We start from the raw sequence: 17,127 nt of genomic DNA, 5'->3' as shown, positions 1-17,127 counted from the left end.
AATTATGTGAAGTGACTGGCCACACCCGAAGCGGGGTGTGACCAGTGATTGTGGGCAGATATCACACCCACAATTTCAGGTTCAGAAGATTATTTGCAGTCCGCAGACGCGCCTTCTTTCACCCATACATCGCTGTTACCGGGTTTGTCGCCCTGAGTCCACCATTTCGCACGGTATTCAAAGCCCTGATAGGTCGTCTTGTCACCACCGTTGTAGACTTTATCGGCACGCCAGTTCATTTTCACCTGACTTACCATTTCCCATGCGTCTGCATCAAAGCCAGGTTTGTTGCCCTGAGTCCAGTATTTCGCTTTCCATACCAGATTATCGGAACTGACCATATCGCCATTGTTGTAGACTTTGCTGGATTCCCATGCCGCATATTTACTGGCGTTGGCGTCAACCGGGTTGTCACAGCTGCCGGTTGCTTGCCCTTCGTCAGAAGGTTTGTCGCCTTCGTCAGATGGCTTAGTCCCTTCGTCAGACGGATTGGTGTCTTCATCAGGTACCACAGGTGTTGCTTTCGGCGTTACGGTGACCTGTACGTTGGACTGTACGCTGGTTTTACCGTCGCTTACCATCACGCTCAGGGTGTAGGTAGAGTCAGCGTTCACGTCTGGTGCAGTGATGTTCACGTTGGCGGTGTCAGTACCGGTTGCGTGCATATCCGCTGGAACGCTCCAGGTATAGGTCAGTGCATCACCATCTGGATCCGCAGCCTGTACGTTCAGGGTATAAGACTGGCCTGCTTCCAGAGTGACGGCCTGCATCTGGTTAACCACCGGAGCCTGGTTCGCTTTCGGTGCTTTGTTCAGTACCTGCACGTCAGCAGTGCTGCTCAGCCCTTTTGCATCGGTCACGGTCAGACGGAATGCCAGGGTCTGGTTGCTGGTCACCGCGCCAACGGAGAAGGTCGCTTTCGCTTTGGTGCTGTTGGTCAGCGTGACGGATGGGCCAGAGATCTGGGTCCATTTGTACGTCAGCGCATCGCCATCAGGATCGGTAGACGCAGAGCCGTCCAGGGTAACGCTCACAGGACCAGTCACGGCCTGATCCGCCGCCACAGCGACAGGGGCGTGGTTTGTTACCACCGGATCCGGAGTTGAACCACCCAGCAGGCTTTCGTTCATCGCGTTCAGGATGTCGCCGTTATCGGAATCGATAGACCAGGAGAACAGCCCCCCCAGGTTTTTCGCCAGGACATACTTCCCTTTCGCGGTAGTGGAACGGGCATCTTCATAGGAGATCAAATCGCCGGTGGATTTGTTAAAGACGTAAGGCGCTTCCGCATCCGCGTCATAACCGTATTCCCAGCCTGGCTTGCCTTTGTACTCGTTCACAATCTGACGATAGTCAACGACCCCCGGTTCCCAGGTGCCTTTCACTGCGCCCGTTGCAGTACCGGTGAACGGGTTGTCGCCGGTGTAGCCGTGTACGCCAGTCCAGCCGCGGCCGTACATACCCGCACCCACAACGATCTTACCTGGCTGTACGCCCTGCTCCAGCAGTGCGTCAACGCCGTTAGAGGTGGTGTAGTTGGTATCCGGACGCCACGCTGGTGCATGCAGTGCCGCCTGGTGGCCGAGATCGGTCATGCTCCATGCGCCGTAGAAGTCGTAGCTCATCAGGAAGATATGATCGAGGTACTGCTGGACAGTGTTGTAGTCCACGTCTTCGATCTTATCTTTACCGGAACCAATTGCCGTGGTCAGCTCATAGGTGCGACCGGTTTCCGCAGACAGCTCGTTCAGCATGGTGCGCAGATCGTGCATCAGCGCGGTGTAGGTCGCTTTATCCTGTTGCGGGTTACCCAGCGTTTCGTTCACGCCGCCGCCTCCCGGGAATTCCCAGTCGATATCCACGCCGTCGAAGAATTTCCAGGTTTTCAGGAAGTCTTTAACGGACGCCACAAAGCGTGCGCGGATTGCGGTATCGTTCATTTTGTAGAACGGATCGGACATGGTCCAGCCACCGATGGATGGCAGCACTTTCAGGTCTGGATGGGCTTTTTTCAGCGCCATCAGCTGGCCGAAGTTACCTTTGTACGGGTCGTCCCAGTTAGACACGCCAGACTGAGGTTTCTGCAGTGCCGCCCACGGGTCGTGGATCGCCACGGTGAAGTCCTGACGGCCTGCACACGCGCGCTGAAGCGCCGCGAAACTATTGCCCCCTTCTACGGTTTTCAGACCGTCGTTAATGCCATCGCCGCCACAGATTGGAATGAAGCCGTAGAGAATGTGGTTCAGGTTAGCTGCCGGGATTTTATCAACCGGGAAGTTACGACCATAGACGCCCCACTCCGGGAAGTAAGCCCCAACGACTTTGTCAGTATGTTTTGTGAGGGTTTTGTTGTTTTCCTGCAGAGGGGCATTCAGCGGCAGCAGGTGGCTACCGTCAGTATCCGCAACGATAATCAGCTTACTGGCACTTTTGGAACATCCGCTGGTGTTACAAAGTTCGACCTGCTCCTGATAGCGGCCACCTTTTTTCACTTTGAAGGTTGCGGAGCCGGAGGCACCGGCCGCGCCAGACCATACGGTCTGACCGTCGAGCAGCACTTTACCTGTGGTCGGCGCATCGCCGCTCCAGACGTTCCACTCCACTTTTACGTCCACACCGTCGTTATGAACTTTAACGAGAGTACCGTAATCCTGTGCGGCCTGGTCTACTTCAACGAGGGCAAACTTATCATTACCACTGCTGATTGAAGGCGTACCTGGCGCTGCGGCGAATGCGGTGCCTGAGACAGCAGCAACAAAGAGTGCCAGATATTTAGGCTTCATAAATTTCATTATTAATTCCTGATAATCTTATTTGTGATAAATTAAAACAACCATGTATTCCATATAACATGGGCGGGTAGTGAATATATTATTTAACTAAAACCGTGAGCCTTGCTTAATTAAACCAAATAGCTATTACGCCAAATCACCCTCCATAAAAAAACATGAGCGACAATCCTTACAGTTTATGTCTCTTACAATACGCCGGGAATTTAATAAAATCCTGCCATTCCCTTATCGAAAAAATTTCAAAAAAAACTTGACCACGCCGTTCAGAATGTAATGTGCAAGGTCTGCAGAATAAAAATAACCAAACCCGCCAGTGACAACATCGGTCCAAACGGAATAACGCTATTTTCTTTAACAGATTTATAAAAAAGGAAATACAACGCGATGCCGCTCAATGCAGCCGCCAGCAATAAAGAAGGCAATGCCTGCCAGCCGCACCACGCGCCCAGCGCGGCCAGCAGCTTAAAATCACCGTAGCCCAAACCTTCGCGGCCTGTGCTCAGGCGAAACGCCCAGTACATCAGCCACAGCGACAGGTAGCCTGCCGCCGCGCCATACAGTGCATCCGTCAGCGGCAACTGATGAAACAGTGCATGGCTTAACAGCCCCGCCCACAGCAGGGGTTGCGTCAGACAATCCGGCAGCAGGAGGTGTTTCGCGTCAATCACCGCCAGCGGCAGCAGCCCGCACCAGAGCACCCACAGTGAGGTCAATGCGGCCGCAGACGGGGCAAACGCCGCCGTCAGGGCAAAAAACAGGGCGCTGGAAAGCTCAAGCAGCAGCAAACGCAGCGGGATCGCGGTTTTACAGCAGCGACAGCGCCCGCGCAGACAGCACCAGCTCACAACAGGGATATTTTCCCACCAGGAGAGCCTGTGAGAACACGCGGGGCAGTGGGAGGCCGGAAACAGCAGGTTCCCGGCGCCCTCCTCTTCGTTTATAAGCGGGGGAACGCGCTCGACAACTACGCCCAGAAAGCTGCCGATAATGCCGCCAAGCGTACCGCTCAACAGGCAAAGGGCGGGTATCTGGCTGCTCTGAAGCAGCATCAGCGGGTTCATGCCACTTTCGCCCAGGTGAGTTTTATCTGCGCTTTTACGTCGCTGAGATGATCGACCGGGGTGAGATCCATTTTCTCCAGACGCACCCCGGTGGTTAAATTCACCTCCCGGAGCCAGTTTTTCAGCTCATAGACGTTAACCCGATCAATATTAAATGACAGGGTCTGACCGTCCTGCTGAATATTACTCAGCGCAACGTGGATCTCTTTCGCGCTCTCTTCCACCACGCTACGTGGATTACTGGTTTTTAATATTTTGGCCTGAAGATGGTTTTTATTTATTTCGGCACGCATCCAGTTGAGAGTTTGTTTCTGTTTGGCCAGCGTGCTTTCACTATTTTTAATCATACTGTCCAGCGGGGTCATTACGCCGTACCAGATAATGGCGCAGCAGAGCGCCGCGCCGCACAGTTTAAACAGATTTCGCTCGCGCGGACTGTAGCCCTGATAGCGCGCCTTTAATTGTCCAATTTTCTCTTTCATTTATATTTCCCTGTGATAATGGCGGTATACGGCGCTTCACTGGAAACCGGCTGCAGCGTAAAGTCGAAGGTGTCACTGGCCTTATTGACGAACGCCTGCAACGCAGCGGGATCCGTGGCGCTGATGTTGAGCGTGAGCTGATTCTGCGTGTCGTCATACCCGACTTCACTCAGTTCAACCGACGGGAGCGCGGCTTTGATCTGCTCCAGCGCCTCCAGTTGCAGAAAGACGCCTTTTTTCTCTTTCTTAATGTTCTGCCCGAAGTGGTACTTCAGGTTGGTGGTCTGGCGCAGCGTGGGAAAGTAGTGCTGAGCCAGCTCAACCATCTGCTGCTGGGCCAGATTTTCCTGGTGAGTCAGCATCCAGGCCATGCCGATGCGAGGGCCGATCAGCAGTCCCAGGCTCAGCAGCGCCACGGCGGCGATAGCCGGTCTGGTGTAACGAAAACCGCCGTCTGTGCCTTTGGCAGAAAATTCGCCGTGCAGCAGATTGGCTTTGCAGGTTTTCCACTGCGGCTGGATCAGCACCAGCGGGTGCTGCCAGGCCAGTTGCTCATCCACCTGCACGCCCGCGGGCGCCTCGCCGTAGCAGACGATTTCCCCGGCGCGCTGCTGGCTCAGCAGCAGCGGCAGCAGCGCGGCGTCGGTTTCACAGGCGCCAAACGGCGAGTAGCGCATCCAGTAGCCGTCGTCGGTGGACACCAGCGTGGTCCCGCCTTCAGCCACGGGCAGAAGGATGGCATCGGGCAGCACCTGCACCACCGTCAGTCCGGCCCCGGCACAGCGGTCCAGCCAGTAGCGCAGACGCGCCGCATCAATGGCCACTGCGTCAACATCCCGCCCTTTCTTGTTGAGCACCGTCCAGTGGAGCGTGTCCACGTCACCAATCAGCGTCTCTTCGGCCAGCCAGGAGAATTCAACGCTCCCTTTTTTCGGCAAGGTGAAATGGCGGAAGATCATTTCGCAGGCCGGGAGTAACAGACATACCCGCGCGGCAAGCGCGTGACCGGCGAGTTCCGCCAGTGACGCCACCCCCTGGCGTTCTCCCACCTGGTCGCTACCGGACTCGCACCACATTATGTTCCCGTCTTCATGCGTATCGGGACGAATAAAAAGCACCTGTTTCATAGAGATCGTCTTGTGTTATTCAACCATTCGGTAGCGACGTTGCCAGGTAATCACCTTCCCGGCTTCATTATCAACATGAAGCTGGCTGACGACGCGCAGCGTTAAATCATCGGTATTGCCGGTGCTGTTGACCCGGAAATAGTTACTGTTCACCGCAAGCAACGCCTGAACCTGCTTGAGGGCGTCTTTGGTCTGCGGATAATTTGTCTCAAGCGCTTTCAGGAATGCCTCCATCGACTCCCAGCCCTCTTCCGGGCGGGAGGCGATAAGCCGGATGGCTTCATCCTCGCTCAGCGAGCCGATGAACAGCGCGGCCAGCAGCGGCGCCTGTTCTTCGGTCAATGTATTCACATCCACCTTGCTGGCCGTGTCAGGTAAGGCGCACAGCACCTTACTGACTTTGCCGTAGGCCGCCGCCGGAAAGGCGGGCAGCAGCTTTAACTCCCCCGGAGTGCGCATCATCTGATTCGCGGGCTGCCGCGCTGGCTCCACGCCGGCCCAGGCATCCGTCTCCAGCCCCTCTTTAACCGTCGTGGTATCGCCATCGAGATAGTCCATCAGTTGCTGGTAGATCTCTTCGGCATCCCCCGTGGAGATCCCGCTGTCGGCGAGCAGTTGTTCAACGATGCGCTCTTTGACCGGTTTTTCCGGCAGCGCACCCGCCGTCTGGGTCGCCGGTGTCGGGTCGGCGGCCAGTAAATTGTTCACGTTAAAACAGGTCTGGGCGTCCTCAATCTGGCTTACCACGGTGTAATGTTCGCCTTCGGTTTTCACCGGATCCGTCCATTCCCCTTTTGGCGACAGCCCTTTGCTCTCACCGCTGGCGTACGTCTGCAGCCGATCTTCAATCGCTTTTTGCTGGCTCTGAATGGACCAGCGCAGCTGCTGCTGGCTCACCTGATAGCGGGTCTTCTGCAGATTGCGGCAGAACTGCTGGCTGATTTTGGCCGCCAGCGCTGACATCATGACCAGCAAAATTAGCACCACCAGCAGCGCGACACCGCGCTGTTTTCGAACCGATTTTCCGCTCATTTCTTCTCTCCGGACGGGGCAGGTGCCGGCTGCGGTTGCGCATCCCCAGGTGCTTCTGGCGTAGCTTCTTTTGGCGCCGCAGGCGCGTCCGGCAGATCGCCCGGGGTGGTAAAGACCCAGCGCCAGGTATCGCCATTTTCCATGGTCAGCAGCAGCTCCACGCCGTCCGGCTGATGCGCCGTGTCGGTCCACTTGTCGAGCCAGCTCGCTTTCCAGAAGCGCCAGGAGATCTCTTTCACCTCGCTGAGGATCGCCACCTCTTCCGGCTTCGCATCCGCCGGGCCGTCAATGACCGGCCAGATATCCCGCCACAGCTTTTTATCTTCGAGCCGCCAGCGCACGCGCTCCAGCTGAACCTGACCGCTCACGCCGTTCAGCGTGGTCAGCTCCAGCGCATCGTCATGCTGGACAAAAACCTCAGGCTCGTTGCGCGGGGCGCGGGCCTGAAGCTGGAAGAAATCCCGCTCCAGCAGGTTGTAAGCGCGCTGAAGCTGATTTAAGCGGGTGGCCGCCGCGTCGGTGGCGTTCGAGGTGCGCATCGCCCCGTCAAGAATTTGCCAGGCAAGCAAGCTGATAACCGCGAAAATGGTCAGCGCAATCATGATTTCCAGCAGCGTAAAGCCCTGCTGACGCTGAATCTGCTTGCTCATTTCACTTCTCCGGGATCCGGCACCTGCAGGTTAATCACCGGCTTATCTTCGTCGTCCTCGGCGAATACCTGCACCTCATCGGCAAAGCGGTTTTCGGTGACTTTGACCCGCTGCTTGCGCCAGGCCCAGTTACGTCCGCCCATCATCTCCGTGCCCGTCTGCAGGGCATCCGGGAACGGCGTGTTGCTCAGTTTCGCTTCCGCCAGCTGGTTTTCCGCTACCCAGCTCGCCTGCAGCGAGTCGCCCAGACCGTGAGTGAAGCGCACGTTCAGCGAGACGGAGTTCATCAGCGCCAGCGCGGCGGTGGAGAAGATGACCAGAGCGACCATCACTTCCAGCAGGGTCATCCCCTGTTCTTTGCGTTTAGTCATCGTTCTCTACCAAAACCGGTGATGCCCCCTGCGACACCACGCGAAAACGCTGCTTTTTGTCAAAGCTCTGCAGGGAAAGCGTGAAGCGTCCGATCTCCCCGTCCGGCAAAAAGACAATCTGCGGCGTCGCGTCCGTCGTTGCCGCAAGGCGCTGCGGTGACAGTGAGACGTGCATCTCTTCCGGGAACTGACCGTGGGTGACAATGCGCCCGGCGGTTAAGGGTTCCCAGTGACACTCGCCCTCTTTTTCGGCCCAGGTGACCAGCTGATATTCCGAGGGGGTGATCACCAGTCCGACAATATTGCCGTCCATCACCGCACGGTCCGAACCATATTCAACGAGGGCTTTTAACTGCTGACCGAAAATATCCGCGCCGCTGCGCGACGGAATAGTCGACACCACCATCATGGCGCAGCTGGCAAATATCACCAGCGCCAGAATAATTTCCAGTAAGGTAAACCCGCGCTGCTTATTCATTACTTCTCTTTTTTATCTAAAGACCAGTTGGTAATATCATCAGCAGTATTCGCTTCGGCATCCGGACCGGCAGAGAACACATCCACCGCGCCATGTTCACCTGGGCTTACCAGGATATAATCATTACCCCATGGGTCTTCCGGCAGACGACGAATATAGCCATCGTCACGGTAGTTTTTCGGGATCGGGGCGATTTCCGGTTTGGTCACCAGCGCCTGCAGCCCCTGCTCTGTCGTGGGATAACGGTGGTTATCCAGCTTGTACATATCCAGCGAACCTTCCAGCGCCACGATATCGCTGGTCGCTTTCTGGGCATCGGCTTTTTCTTTATTTCCCATTAAATTTGGCACCACCATACTGGCGAGCACGCCAAGAATAACGATGACCACCATTAATTCGAGCAAGGTAAACCCGGCCTGACGTTTCAGGCTATTTCGTTTTAAGGACATATTTAACCCACCATATTATTGAGCTGAAGAAGCGGTTGTAATATTGACAGCACGATAAATAAAACCACTGTCGCCATTGTCACCACCAGTGCCGGTTCAAAGACCGACAGCGTTAACGTAATTCGATGTTGTAAAGCCGATTCCTGATTTTCCGCGGCGCGATCCATTAATGAACCTAATTCTCCGCTCTCTTCGCCGGAGGCAATCATGTACAGCATTGTCGGCGGAAACAGTTTCGCCTGGTCCAGGGCGTTATACAGGGAAGCCCCCTGACGCACGGTATCCGCCGCCTGCTCCAGCACCTGCCGGGCATAGCGGTTTTCGATCCCGTCCATCGCGATATACATCCCCTCCAGCAACGGGACGCTACTGGCCTGCAGGATACTGAGCGTGCGGATATAGCGCGCGCTGTTAATGGCGCAGACCAGCTTTTTGATCGGCGAGCCGTTCACCAGCCAGCTGTGCCAGCGAAAACGGTTCGCCGTTTTCTTGACCCAGACCTTAAAGCCGACCATCGCGCCAAAGAAGGCACCTGCAATGAAGATCCCGTATGCCTGCAGGAAATCACTGACGGCAATCAGGGTGCGGGTGGTAATCGGCAGCTGCTGCTTCATATGCACAAACTGCTCGATCACCTGCGGGACCACCGCCACCAGCAGGATGCTGATCACCGCCACGGCGACCACCGTCAGGGTGATCGGGTAGACCATCGCCTGCGTCAGCTTGCTTTTCATCTTCTGACGCTGCTCGTTATACTCCGCCAGCTTCTCCAGCACGTCGCCGAGATGGCCGGTTTTTTCCCCGGCCATCACTAGCGTGCAGTAGAGCTTGTCGAACGTGCGCGGGAACTGGCTGAAGGCGTCGAAAAGGGTATGGCCTTCCACCACTTTCTCGCGGATTTCGGTCACCATCGCCGCCAGCTTTTTGTCTTCCGTCTGCTTTGAAATCGCCTTCAGGGCGCTTTCCAGCGGCAGCGACGCATTGACCAGCGTCGACAGCTGACGGGTAAACATCGACAGCACCGGCACAGAGAGTCTGGCGCCGGTTTTGGCTTTGGCGCTGACCGCATTTTCACGGGTTTCGGTGATGGTCAGCGGCATCAGCTTCTGTTCACGCAGCGACTGACGCACCTGCTTCGGCCCTTCCGCCTGCAGCGTGCCGCGCTGGGTTTTCCCGGCGGCATCGGTGGCGGTCCACGCGTAGAAAGCCATTATTCATCGCCTCCACGCTCGGCGGTCACGCGCATCACCTCTTCCAGCGAGGTGATACCGCTGATGACCTTCATCAGGCCGTTTTCGCGCAGGCTGTAGGCCTGTTTGAACAGCTCGGTCTCAATGGACATTTCATCTTTGTCTTCGTGAATGGCGCGGCGCATGGCGCTGTCGACCACCAGAAATTCATGAATGCCCGCCCGCCCCTGATACCCGCTCTGACGGCAGTGTTCGCAGCCCACGGCGCGATAGATGGCCTTCGGCGGTTTATCCATAAAGCTAAACAGCGCTTTTTCATTGTCGTCCAGCGGACTGGTGGTCCGGCAGTGCGGACACAGCCGCCGCACCAGACGCTGGGCAATGACGCCAAGTAGCGATGAACCAATCAAAAAGGACTCAAGGCCCATATCCCGCAGACGGGTGATCGCCCCCGCCGCACTGTTGGTGTGCAGCGTAGACATGACCAGGTGACCGGTGAGCGACGCCTGCACCGCAATTTGCGCGGTTTCGCCGTCACGAATCTCCCCGATCATCACCACGTCCGGATCCTGACGCAAAATGGCGCGCAGGCCGCGGGCAAAGGTCATGTCCACGCGCGGGTTCACCTGCGTCTGCCCCACCCCTTCCAGCTCATACTCAATCGGATCTTCGACGGTCAGGATGTTACGTTCATGACCGTTCAGCGCCGACAGAATGGCGTACAGGGTGGTACTTTTACCGGAGCCTGTCGGCCCGGTGACCAGGATAATGCCGTGCGGGCGAGCAATCAGCCCTTTCAGTTTTTCCAGCTCTTCATCAATCAGCCCGAGCTTGTTGATGTCCGGCTTCAGGTTGCTCTTATCAAGCAGACGCATGACCACGCGCTCGCCGTACTGCGACGGAATAGTCGAGACACGCACGTCGATCGCTTTACGGCCAATGCGCAGGGAGATACGGCCATCCTGCGGCAGACGTTTTTCGGCGATATCGAGCTTCGACATCACCTTAATTCGCGACACCAGCAGCGGCGCCAGCTTACGCGCCGGCTGCAGCACCGGGCGCAGCACGCCGTCAACGCGAAAACGGATGCTCAGCGTGCGCTCGAAGGTTTCGATATGGATATCCGAAGCGCCGTCTTTCACCGCTTCGCCAAGAATGGCGTTGATCAGGCGGATCACCGGCGAGTTTTCGTCGTTATCCAGCAGATCTTCGTTGTCCGGGATCTCCTCAGTTAACGCCATCAGATCGATATCCGCATCCATGTCGTCCACCAGCTGCTGCGAAACGCCGCTGTTCTGCTGCCAGATTTTGGCCAGCATTTCATCAAACGCTTCGGCGCTCAGCGTCTGGGGCACAAAGGCGCGCCCCAGCACCCGGCGCATCTCCAGCAGCGCAAACGCGGGCACATCTTCACGGATATAGACCGTGTCGTTCCAGAACAGGATGCCGTTGTCTTTCGCAAAGCTGCTGGTGCAAAGCTGTTTCGTCAGTTCATCCACGCATCACCTCCGCTTACTCTTTGAAGGGATTGCGGGCCGATGACGGCGCAGTCGTCCCCACCGGCGTCGAACGGCTTTGCGATGGCAGTGCCGGCAGTACCGGGTTATCACTGTTTTCAATAATCCCCAGCTTCTGCTCTTCCATACGCTGCTGCTGACGGGCGCGGATCTGATCGTATTTCTCTTTCGTCGCCGCGCTGTAGTTGTCGTCATCACGCAGCACGGTGGTGTGGATAAACACCATCAGGTTACGTTTCGACGTGTCCTGCGAGGTATAGCGGAACAGCTGTCCTACCAGCGGCAGGTCACCCAGTAGCGGCACTTTTGACACGTTCTGTTTGTTGACATTCTCCATCAACCCGCCGAGCACCACCGTCTGGCCACTGTGAACCATCACTTCGTTATTGATGGTGCGGGTGTTGAAGGTTGGCCCCAGGCTGGCGTCCGTGGTGGCGCTGGCATCGACGCTGGAGACTTCCTGTTCGATCTTCAGGTGGATCATATCCCCGTCGTTGATCTGCGGCACAATCTTGAGTTTGGTACCGACGGTTTTACGTTCAACCGAATTAAAGACGTTGTCGCCGCTGGTGGTCTGGGAGCCGGACAGTACCGGTACATCCTGACCGACGTTGAACGACGCTTCTTTGTTATCCAGCGTGACCACGCTCGGCGTGGAGAGAATGTCGTTCTTACCGGTGGTCGACAGCGCAGTCATCAGCGCACCAAAGTCGCCGTTAAAGAAGCCAGTCGCCAGGCCGGTAAAGCTGGCCGTTTTCAGCGTCTTGTTCTTAATCTGGCTGATCGGCAGACCGGTCGAGCCAAACTGCACGCCGCCGTGTGAGCTGGTCCACTGCACGCCGAGATCCAGGCCGTTGCCGTCCTGTACTTCAGCAATGATCGCTTCCACCAGCACCTGCGGACGGCGAATATCCAGCTTGTCGATCGCTTTCTCCAGCGAGTTCATGACGTTTGGCTGGGCGGTGATCACCAGGGAGTTGGTCGCATCATCGGCCGTAATATTCAGATCCCCTGAAGGGCTTGCGGTTTTGCTTTTCGGCGTACCCGCTTTGTCTTTCAGCTGCTCACCAATACCGGTCAGCACCGGCACCACTTTTGAGGCGTTGGCGTATTTCAGGTAAAAGACGCGGGTATTGCCCTCGTTATTCTGCTCGCGGTCGAGCTGACCGATCAGCGACCGGGTGCGCGCACGCGCATCTTCCGTCCCGCTGATCACCAGGCTGTTGGTTTCGTCATCGGCCACCACTTTGGTTGCCAGCTGCGGCGCGTTCTGCCCTTTCTGCTCTTCATTGTTGAGGTTATTCAACATGTCAGAGAGCTCTTTGGCGGAGGCATAGCGCAGCGGCACGATTTCACGACGCTGCATGCCGGAACGATCCACGCGCTCCACCAGATCCACCAGGCGGTTCACCACCGAGGCTTTACCGGTTAACAGCAGCACGTTTGAAGGTTCAAAATGGACCACGTTGCCGATGCCCGAAGCATCGTTCAGCTGGCGCAGCAACGGCGCCAGCTCGCGCACCGGGACGTTTTCCATGCGCACCACGCGGGTGATGATCTCATCCCCTTTGCCCGGATTTTTGCTGTCGGCCACCGGTACACCGGCAGTACGCGCCACGCTTGAACGCACCACTTTGACCATGCCGTTATCCATCGGAATAACCGACAGACCATACAGGTCCAGCACGCTCAGGAAGAACTGATAATATTCCTCCTCCGACAGCACGTTATAGGTTCTCACCGACACGGTGCCCTGAACGGACGGGTCGACGAGAATGGTTTTATTCAGATTACGACTTACCGTATCGATAAATTCGCGGATATCGGTATTTTTAAAACTGGCGCTAAAGTTGGCTGCAAGCAGCGAACCGGAATATAACGACAATGCGGTCAGCGCCACGCACGCCCACGGAAATTTCTTCATGATGTACACTTGTTAATTGTTAAATACATTAACCCGAATATTTTCAAGGTGAGCGTGCCGTCTGACGACAACATCCGCTTCTTTCATTTTCGACCAGTTGGCGATGATATTTTTCGCCTGCGCTTCTTGCGTCATATCGACGTCATTGACTTTCAACACCACGTCGCCTTTTTCCAGTCCTGCATTATGGTAAAAAGGCGTTGCGTTCCGTGGATTAATAGTAAAGCCTTCCAGTTGGCCTTTATCGATTAACGGTTTTAGCACCAGATAATCATCGAGATGCAGACTGTCGGCGCCGGCATCTTTTTTCGATTTGGTAACCGGGGTGCTGTCAACGCCGCCCTTGAAATACGCCGGTTTATTGAGGGCCAGCGTCTGTTTCGCCCCCTCGTACTGCACCACCACATTATCTTGATTAATTTCAGTTACATAGGCATCGTCAAAGCCCACCAGCGGCTCCCCTTCCCGGTAGCTCTGCTGACCGGCGGGCGTCTTGATCACGGCGAACGATAGCCAGGATTCATCGCTACGAATAATGCCCTCAATCTCTGCCGACAGTGGCGCTTTTGCCGCGGCCGGCGCGTCGCTTTGACGCACTGCGGCGGTGAAAAGCCCAAAGGATTTTTCAGCATCAGGTTTTTTTAGCGCCGGCTTATCAGCATTCGCTAACTTATTCGTAACTTTCTTATAATCTTTATAAACGACATATCCCTGCTGGCTGCAGAATATCAGCATGACAAGCATGACGCAGGGTGTCATTAAACGGGAAAGGAATGCGTTCCTCATTATTTATCTGGCCTTTTTGCAAAGCAGTCATTCGCAGCGACGTGCTGCATCACTGAGTGAGCTAATAATAATCAGCCTCCTGAAGGTGGACTATCGGCTTCGCTATTAACTTTAATGAAGAAAATGATTGACCGGAAAAAAGGGGAATGTTAGAGCCTGACAGCAGGTTATTTTTACTCTGGTGTTAAATTGACCAGGGCTGGTGCATCCCGTACTTTTCGCCCATTGCTATTAAAGAGATGAGACGGTTAGTCGCTATGTATCAGAGTCATTTTAAATTCAGTACCCCTCCGTTCAGAAATATCACCCGCAAATCGGGTGATTTTCTGGTGCCTTATCATCAGGATGTGTTCAATCTTCTGAAAGAAAAAAGCCAGCAGGCAGGGATCACCGGGCTCTTTTACCACGACAGCGAACTGCTGGGGCAGTTCAGCGAGGCGTTGAAGCGCAGCAACGCCGTCATCCCGGTTAATGCCTTTCCGAAGCTGAGCGCCAATTCTCTCCTTTATAAGCTCAACCCGTCGGTGAAAGAGAGCAAAAATAAACTGCAGGCCGTGGACGCCGTGCTGCGCCAGTGGCGCGATGCCCGTGCCACGCAGAAGGTGCTGGTCATCACCCATGCTGAGGCGATGAAGCACAACTGCTATGATCTGCTGGCCATGCTGCTCACGCGTGCCCAGGAGCTGGGCGTGTGTTTGTCGGTCATCCTGATGGGCAGTGAAGATCAGGAGACGATGCTGACCGATTCCGCGCTGCAGGCGTTTGTTCTGACCCACCACACGCTGCGTAACCTGACCTGCCGCGAGTTCCTGCGCTATGTCGACGCCCAGTGCGAAGAGCACGGCGCAGCGATCTCCCCGCTGACGCCTGCTCGCGTGAAAAAAATCCACGCCCTGACCAAAGGTAATATCAGCAAGCTGAATGCGCTGGCGCATCTTTCGATGCTGGCCGCCTGGACCGAACGCGCGCCGAACGTCGGGCCGCGCCATCTGCGTCTGGCCATCGGCGAAGTGCTCCCGGCGCGGAAACGCGGTAAAGCGCTGGCTACCGTCGGGCTGTTCGCCTCCGTCCTGTTCGCTGCCTGCGGCTGGATGATGACCTCTTCCATTACGGCAAAACTGCCGGTGGCGCTGCCGGTGCCGGCCAGCTGGAAACAGCCAGTCAAAACGCCAGACGCGCCGGTGGTCCCGGTTATCGAAAACGAGGTGGTGAATCAGCCTGATGCCATGCACCAGCTGTACGCCATGTGGGGGTATGACGCTTCAGCAGACGACGCCCTGTGTCAGAACGCGGCCAAAGTGAATCTGATGTGTAAACAGGGAACGGCCAGCCTGGATACCCTGGCCAGCGAGGGGTACCCGTGGGTCAGTGAAGTCAAAATGGGCAACCACATTAACTACGCCGTGGTGGCGCGCGCCGGAAAAACCTCTCTGGATCTGCTGATGAACAACCGGACCTGGCAGGTGAGCCGCGCCTGGTATACCCAACACGCCACGGGGAATTACACCCTGCTTCACCGCCTGACGCCTTCCGGCAAAGATGAAATTACCGCGGCCAGCGACAGCAAAGATCTTGAGTGGCTGGATCAGCAGCTCAGCGTCGCGCTGGGTGAAAACGAAACGCATGATAAAAACTGGACGGCGGAGCTGATGAAACGCACCCGCGAATTTCAGGAGAAGATGCACCTTCGCGTCGACGGTATCCCAGGGGAAGAGACCCTGATGCAGTTGATGCGCGAAACCCATACCACACCGAGCGTTCAGATCCAGGCATCGCAGGCCACCCCGAACACGCAAGAGAAGCACGGATAATGTCTACTATTTGTCTCGCTGCCCAGCGCAGCTATACCACCGGGGAACCGGTCTGGTTTTCCTGGCGGTTACCGTCGTTCAGTAAAATGTTCAGCGTGGTCACGCTCTGGTGTCTGGGGATGTGCGCGCTGATCGTCGCCGGGCTTTATGCCCATGTGTACTGGAACTTACGCCATCCGGCGCCGGTGGTGAAAAAGGTCAGCGTCGCGAAGCCGGAAACCAGCCTCTCGGATATGCACTATATCTATGTAACGAAGCCGTTCCCGCACCCGCAGCCCAAACCGCAGCCGGTGAAAATAAAGGACGATTTACCGCCGATGGAGAATATGCCGATTAACAGCGACGAAAATGACTGGCAGCAGGCGCCTGATGGCACCTTACCTGATAGCCCCGTCACGCATGACACCTCGCGCGATACCTTACCCGGCACCGAGGCACACGAACAGGCGACGACATCTGAGGATGACGGTGCGTTAAAAGCGTTATTTATGCAGGCGTTAAAACAGCAGCAGGATGATATGGCGAAGGGAAAAATGCCGGCACCACCGGTCGATGAAACGCAAAATGCGTCTCCTTCGGTGATAAAAGGAGACGCAGGAGGGGATTAATATTTTTCAGGTAAAGTCGTCAGGCTGAGCAGTCGTCCTTTTTCCACCACAATATATTGACCTTTTTTCAGGTCGGAGAGAATTTTGATAATGGTACTGCGTGCCAGGTTGGTGTATTCCTGAATATAATCATAAATATTAATATCACGCTGTTGCTGAACAATCAGATCGTTAATTTCAATCAGGAATTCACGCACCACGGAATACGCGCTGCGGGCAACTAAAACGTCATCACGTTTGCTGAGCAAACAGATATACCATGCCAGCACTTTGGTTAAATCAGGCCACAGCCCATGCTGGGTTATTAACCGCTGAAATTCATCTTTATGAATGGTGCGTACCACGGTGTTACTCCGTACCACGCCCTGCATATGTGCCGAGTTATAAAAAATAGCGGAGAGACCAAATATACATTGTCCCTGCAGCGTAAACATACATAAATCATCAGAGCTTCGGCGGAACTCAACTTCACCGCTGACGATAATGTGAATATTATCTGAGTTTTCGGTGGAGATTTTTTGCCATTTTTTTAACGTCTTTTCCTCGTGTCCAGACGTTGCGGAAATAATAGCTTCCATTTCTTTATGAGGACGTGTTTTTTTACCAAAGATGCTTAACATTGTTATACCTGATTAAGATGTTTAAAAGGGAAAGTGCTCGGCAGCGATAAATGTTGCCGTAAAGTTAATTCTGTATTCTTTTAAAATTAAAAAAACCAAACAAGTTCTGTTTTTTTAATTTGATTCATGCTGTGAATCGATGAATCCATCTTAATTGAGGACGATTTTAAATCAATTAACTTAAAATGAATTGAGAATGTACTTAAGATTAATCTCAAGCGCATTTATA

Annotated in this window: 16 protein-coding genes; 2 read left to right on the top strand and 14 right to left on the bottom strand. The window is 55.2% G+C overall.

The features are described 5' to 3' along the window. Positions 1-89: 89 nt before the first annotated feature. The 13 genes from C5687_RS19860 to gspC form a co-directional block, all read right to left on the bottom strand. A complete protein-coding gene (locus tag C5687_RS19860) occupies positions 90-2,792 on the bottom strand; it encodes a glycosyl hydrolase family 18 protein (protein ID WP_047958136.1) in 2,703 nt (900 codons plus the stop codon). 263 nt (positions 2,793-3,055) lie between these two features. After that, on the bottom strand, positions 3,056-3,853 hold the full coding sequence (locus C5687_RS19855) for a prepilin peptidase (RefSeq protein WP_095451621.1): 798 nt from the start codon (positions 3,851-3,853) through the stop codon (positions 3,056-3,058). Further along, entirely contained in the window at positions 3,850-4,335 is a 486-nt protein-coding gene (locus C5687_RS19850; RefSeq protein WP_025756051.1) for a type II secretion system protein M, read from the bottom strand. The genes C5687_RS19855 and C5687_RS19850 overlap by 4 nt, the downstream gene beginning before the upstream one ends. After that, complete coding sequence (gene gspL, locus C5687_RS19845; RefSeq protein WP_104557627.1) at positions 4,332-5,462, bottom strand: type II secretion system protein GspL; 1,131 nt, start codon at positions 5,460-5,462, stop codon at positions 4,332-4,334. Before gspL ends, C5687_RS19850 begins: the two co-directional genes overlap by 4 nt. 15 nt (positions 5,463-5,477) lie before the next feature. Beyond that, positions 5,478-6,494: a type II secretion system minor pseudopilin GspK gene (gene gspK, locus C5687_RS19840; RefSeq protein WP_104557625.1), complete on the bottom strand. Its 1,017-nt coding sequence runs from the start codon at positions 6,492-6,494 to the stop codon at positions 5,478-5,480. After that, positions 6,491-7,144 (bottom strand): type II secretion system minor pseudopilin GspJ, encoded by a 654-nt coding sequence (gene gspJ / locus C5687_RS19835; RefSeq protein ID WP_104557623.1) that lies wholly within the window; start codon positions 7,142-7,144, stop codon positions 6,491-6,493. The genes gspK and gspJ overlap by 4 nt, the downstream gene beginning before the upstream one ends. Continuing rightward, the gene (gene gspI, locus C5687_RS19830) at positions 7,141-7,515 is read right to left on the bottom strand and encodes a type II secretion system minor pseudopilin GspI (RefSeq protein ID WP_104557621.1); all 375 of its coding nucleotides are present in this window, start codon (positions 7,513-7,515) and stop codon (positions 7,141-7,143) included. The genes gspJ and gspI overlap by 4 nt, the downstream gene beginning before the upstream one ends. Next, positions 7,508-7,993, bottom strand: coding sequence for a type II secretion system minor pseudopilin GspH (gene gspH, locus C5687_RS19825; protein WP_104557619.1), 486 nt, complete (start codon positions 7,991-7,993; stop codon positions 7,508-7,510). The genes gspI and gspH overlap by 8 nt, the downstream gene beginning before the upstream one ends. Further along, entirely contained in the window at positions 7,993-8,442 is a 450-nt protein-coding gene (gene gspG / locus C5687_RS19820; RefSeq protein WP_059310662.1) for a type II secretion system major pseudopilin GspG, read from the bottom strand. The genes gspH and gspG overlap by 1 nt, the downstream gene beginning before the upstream one ends. Positions 8,443-8,444: 2 nt before the next feature. Next, positions 8,445-9,653, bottom strand: a complete 1,209-nt coding sequence (gene gspF, locus C5687_RS19815; RefSeq protein WP_095451619.1) for a type II secretion system inner membrane protein GspF — start codon at positions 9,651-9,653, stop codon at positions 8,445-8,447. Continuing rightward, on the bottom strand, positions 9,653-11,131 hold the full coding sequence (gene gspE, locus C5687_RS19810; RefSeq protein ID WP_025756059.1) for a type II secretion system ATPase GspE: 1,479 nt from the start codon (positions 11,129-11,131) through the stop codon (positions 9,653-9,655). The genes gspF and gspE overlap by 1 nt, the downstream gene beginning before the upstream one ends. Positions 11,132-11,144: 13 nt before the next feature. Continuing rightward, positions 11,145-13,073: a type II secretion system secretin GspD gene (gene gspD / locus C5687_RS19805; RefSeq protein ID WP_104557617.1), complete on the bottom strand. Its 1,929-nt coding sequence runs from the start codon at positions 13,071-13,073 to the stop codon at positions 11,145-11,147. A 12-nt stretch (positions 13,074-13,085) separates the two neighbouring features. Next, positions 13,086-13,817, bottom strand: coding sequence for a type II secretion system protein GspC (gene gspC, locus C5687_RS19800; protein WP_104557615.1), 732 nt, complete (start codon positions 13,815-13,817; stop codon positions 13,086-13,088). Between the two features lie 299 nt (positions 13,818-14,116). Here gspC and C5687_RS19795 point away from each other — a divergent pair, with 299 nt between their 5' ends. Then, positions 14,117-15,670 carry an ExeA family protein gene (locus C5687_RS19795; RefSeq protein WP_104557613.1) on the top strand — a complete coding sequence of 518 codons (1,554 nt, stop codon included), beginning with the start codon at positions 14,117-14,119 and terminating at the stop codon, positions 15,668-15,670. Then, positions 15,670-16,278, top strand: coding sequence for a hypothetical protein (locus C5687_RS19790; protein WP_047958124.1), 609 nt, complete (start codon positions 15,670-15,672; stop codon positions 16,276-16,278). The genes C5687_RS19795 and C5687_RS19790 overlap by 1 nt, the downstream gene beginning before the upstream one ends. Here the strand turns inward: C5687_RS19790 and C5687_RS19785 are convergent. Further along, positions 16,275-16,898 (bottom strand): helix-turn-helix domain-containing protein, encoded by a 624-nt coding sequence (locus C5687_RS19785; RefSeq protein WP_047958123.1) that lies wholly within the window; start codon positions 16,896-16,898, stop codon positions 16,275-16,277. The two genes, C5687_RS19790 and C5687_RS19785, sit on opposite strands and share 4 nt — an antisense overlap. Between the last annotated feature and the right edge of the window lie 229 nt (positions 16,899-17,127).

The sequence above is a fragment of the Enterobacter sichuanensis genome (assembly GCF_002939185.1).
Lineage (GTDB): Bacteria > Pseudomonadota > Gammaproteobacteria > Enterobacterales > Enterobacteriaceae > Enterobacter > Enterobacter sichuanensis.
The sequence above is the reverse complement of the archived record's forward strand: the minus strand, read 5'-3'. Positions and strand labels throughout refer to the sequence as shown.

What these genes read in the sequence shown, in the direction of transcription:
- C5687_RS19860 (WP_047958136.1), bottom strand. Translation starts at nt 2,792, where the DNA reads ATGAAATTTATGAAGCCTAAATATCTGGCACTCTTTGTTGCTGCTGTC.
- C5687_RS19855 (WP_095451621.1), bottom strand. Translation starts at nt 3,853, where the DNA reads ATGAACCCGCTGATGCTGCTTCAGAGCAGCCAGATACCCGCCCTTTGC.
- C5687_RS19850 (WP_025756051.1), bottom strand. Translation starts at nt 4,335, where the DNA reads ATGAAAGAGAAAATTGGACAATTAAAGGCGCGCTATCAGGGCTACAGT.
- gspL (WP_104557627.1), bottom strand. Translation starts at nt 5,462, where the DNA reads ATGAAACAGGTGCTTTTTATTCGTCCCGATACGCATGAAGACGGGAAC.
- gspK (WP_104557625.1), bottom strand. Translation starts at nt 6,494, where the DNA reads ATGAGCGGAAAATCGGTTCGAAAACAGCGCGGTGTCGCGCTGCTGGTG.
- gspJ (WP_104557623.1), bottom strand. Translation starts at nt 7,144, where the DNA reads ATGAGCAAGCAGATTCAGCGTCAGCAGGGCTTTACGCTGCTGGAAATC.
- gspI (WP_104557621.1), bottom strand. Translation starts at nt 7,515, where the DNA reads ATGACTAAACGCAAAGAACAGGGGATGACCCTGCTGGAAGTGATGGTC.
- gspH (WP_104557619.1), bottom strand. Translation starts at nt 7,993, where the DNA reads ATGAATAAGCAGCGCGGGTTTACCTTACTGGAAATTATTCTGGCGCTG.
- gspG (WP_059310662.1), bottom strand. Translation starts at nt 8,442, where the DNA reads ATGTCCTTAAAACGAAATAGCCTGAAACGTCAGGCCGGGTTTACCTTG.
- gspF (WP_095451619.1), bottom strand. Translation starts at nt 9,653, where the DNA reads ATGGCTTTCTACGCGTGGACCGCCACCGATGCCGCCGGGAAAACCCAG.
- gspD (WP_104557617.1), bottom strand. Translation starts at nt 13,073, where the DNA reads ATGAAGAAATTTCCGTGGGCGTGCGTGGCGCTGACCGCATTGTCGTTA.
- gspC (WP_104557615.1), bottom strand. Translation starts at nt 13,817, where the DNA reads ATGCTTGTCATGCTGATATTCTGCAGCCAGCAGGGATATGTCGTTTAT.
- C5687_RS19795 (WP_104557613.1), top strand. Translation starts at nt 14,117, where the DNA reads ATGTATCAGAGTCATTTTAAATTCAGTACCCCTCCGTTCAGAAATATC.
- C5687_RS19790 (WP_047958124.1), top strand. Translation starts at nt 15,670, where the DNA reads ATGTCTACTATTTGTCTCGCTGCCCAGCGCAGCTATACCACCGGGGAA.
- C5687_RS19785 (WP_047958123.1), bottom strand. Translation starts at nt 16,898, where the DNA reads ATGTTAAGCATCTTTGGTAAAAAAACACGTCCTCATAAAGAAATGGAA.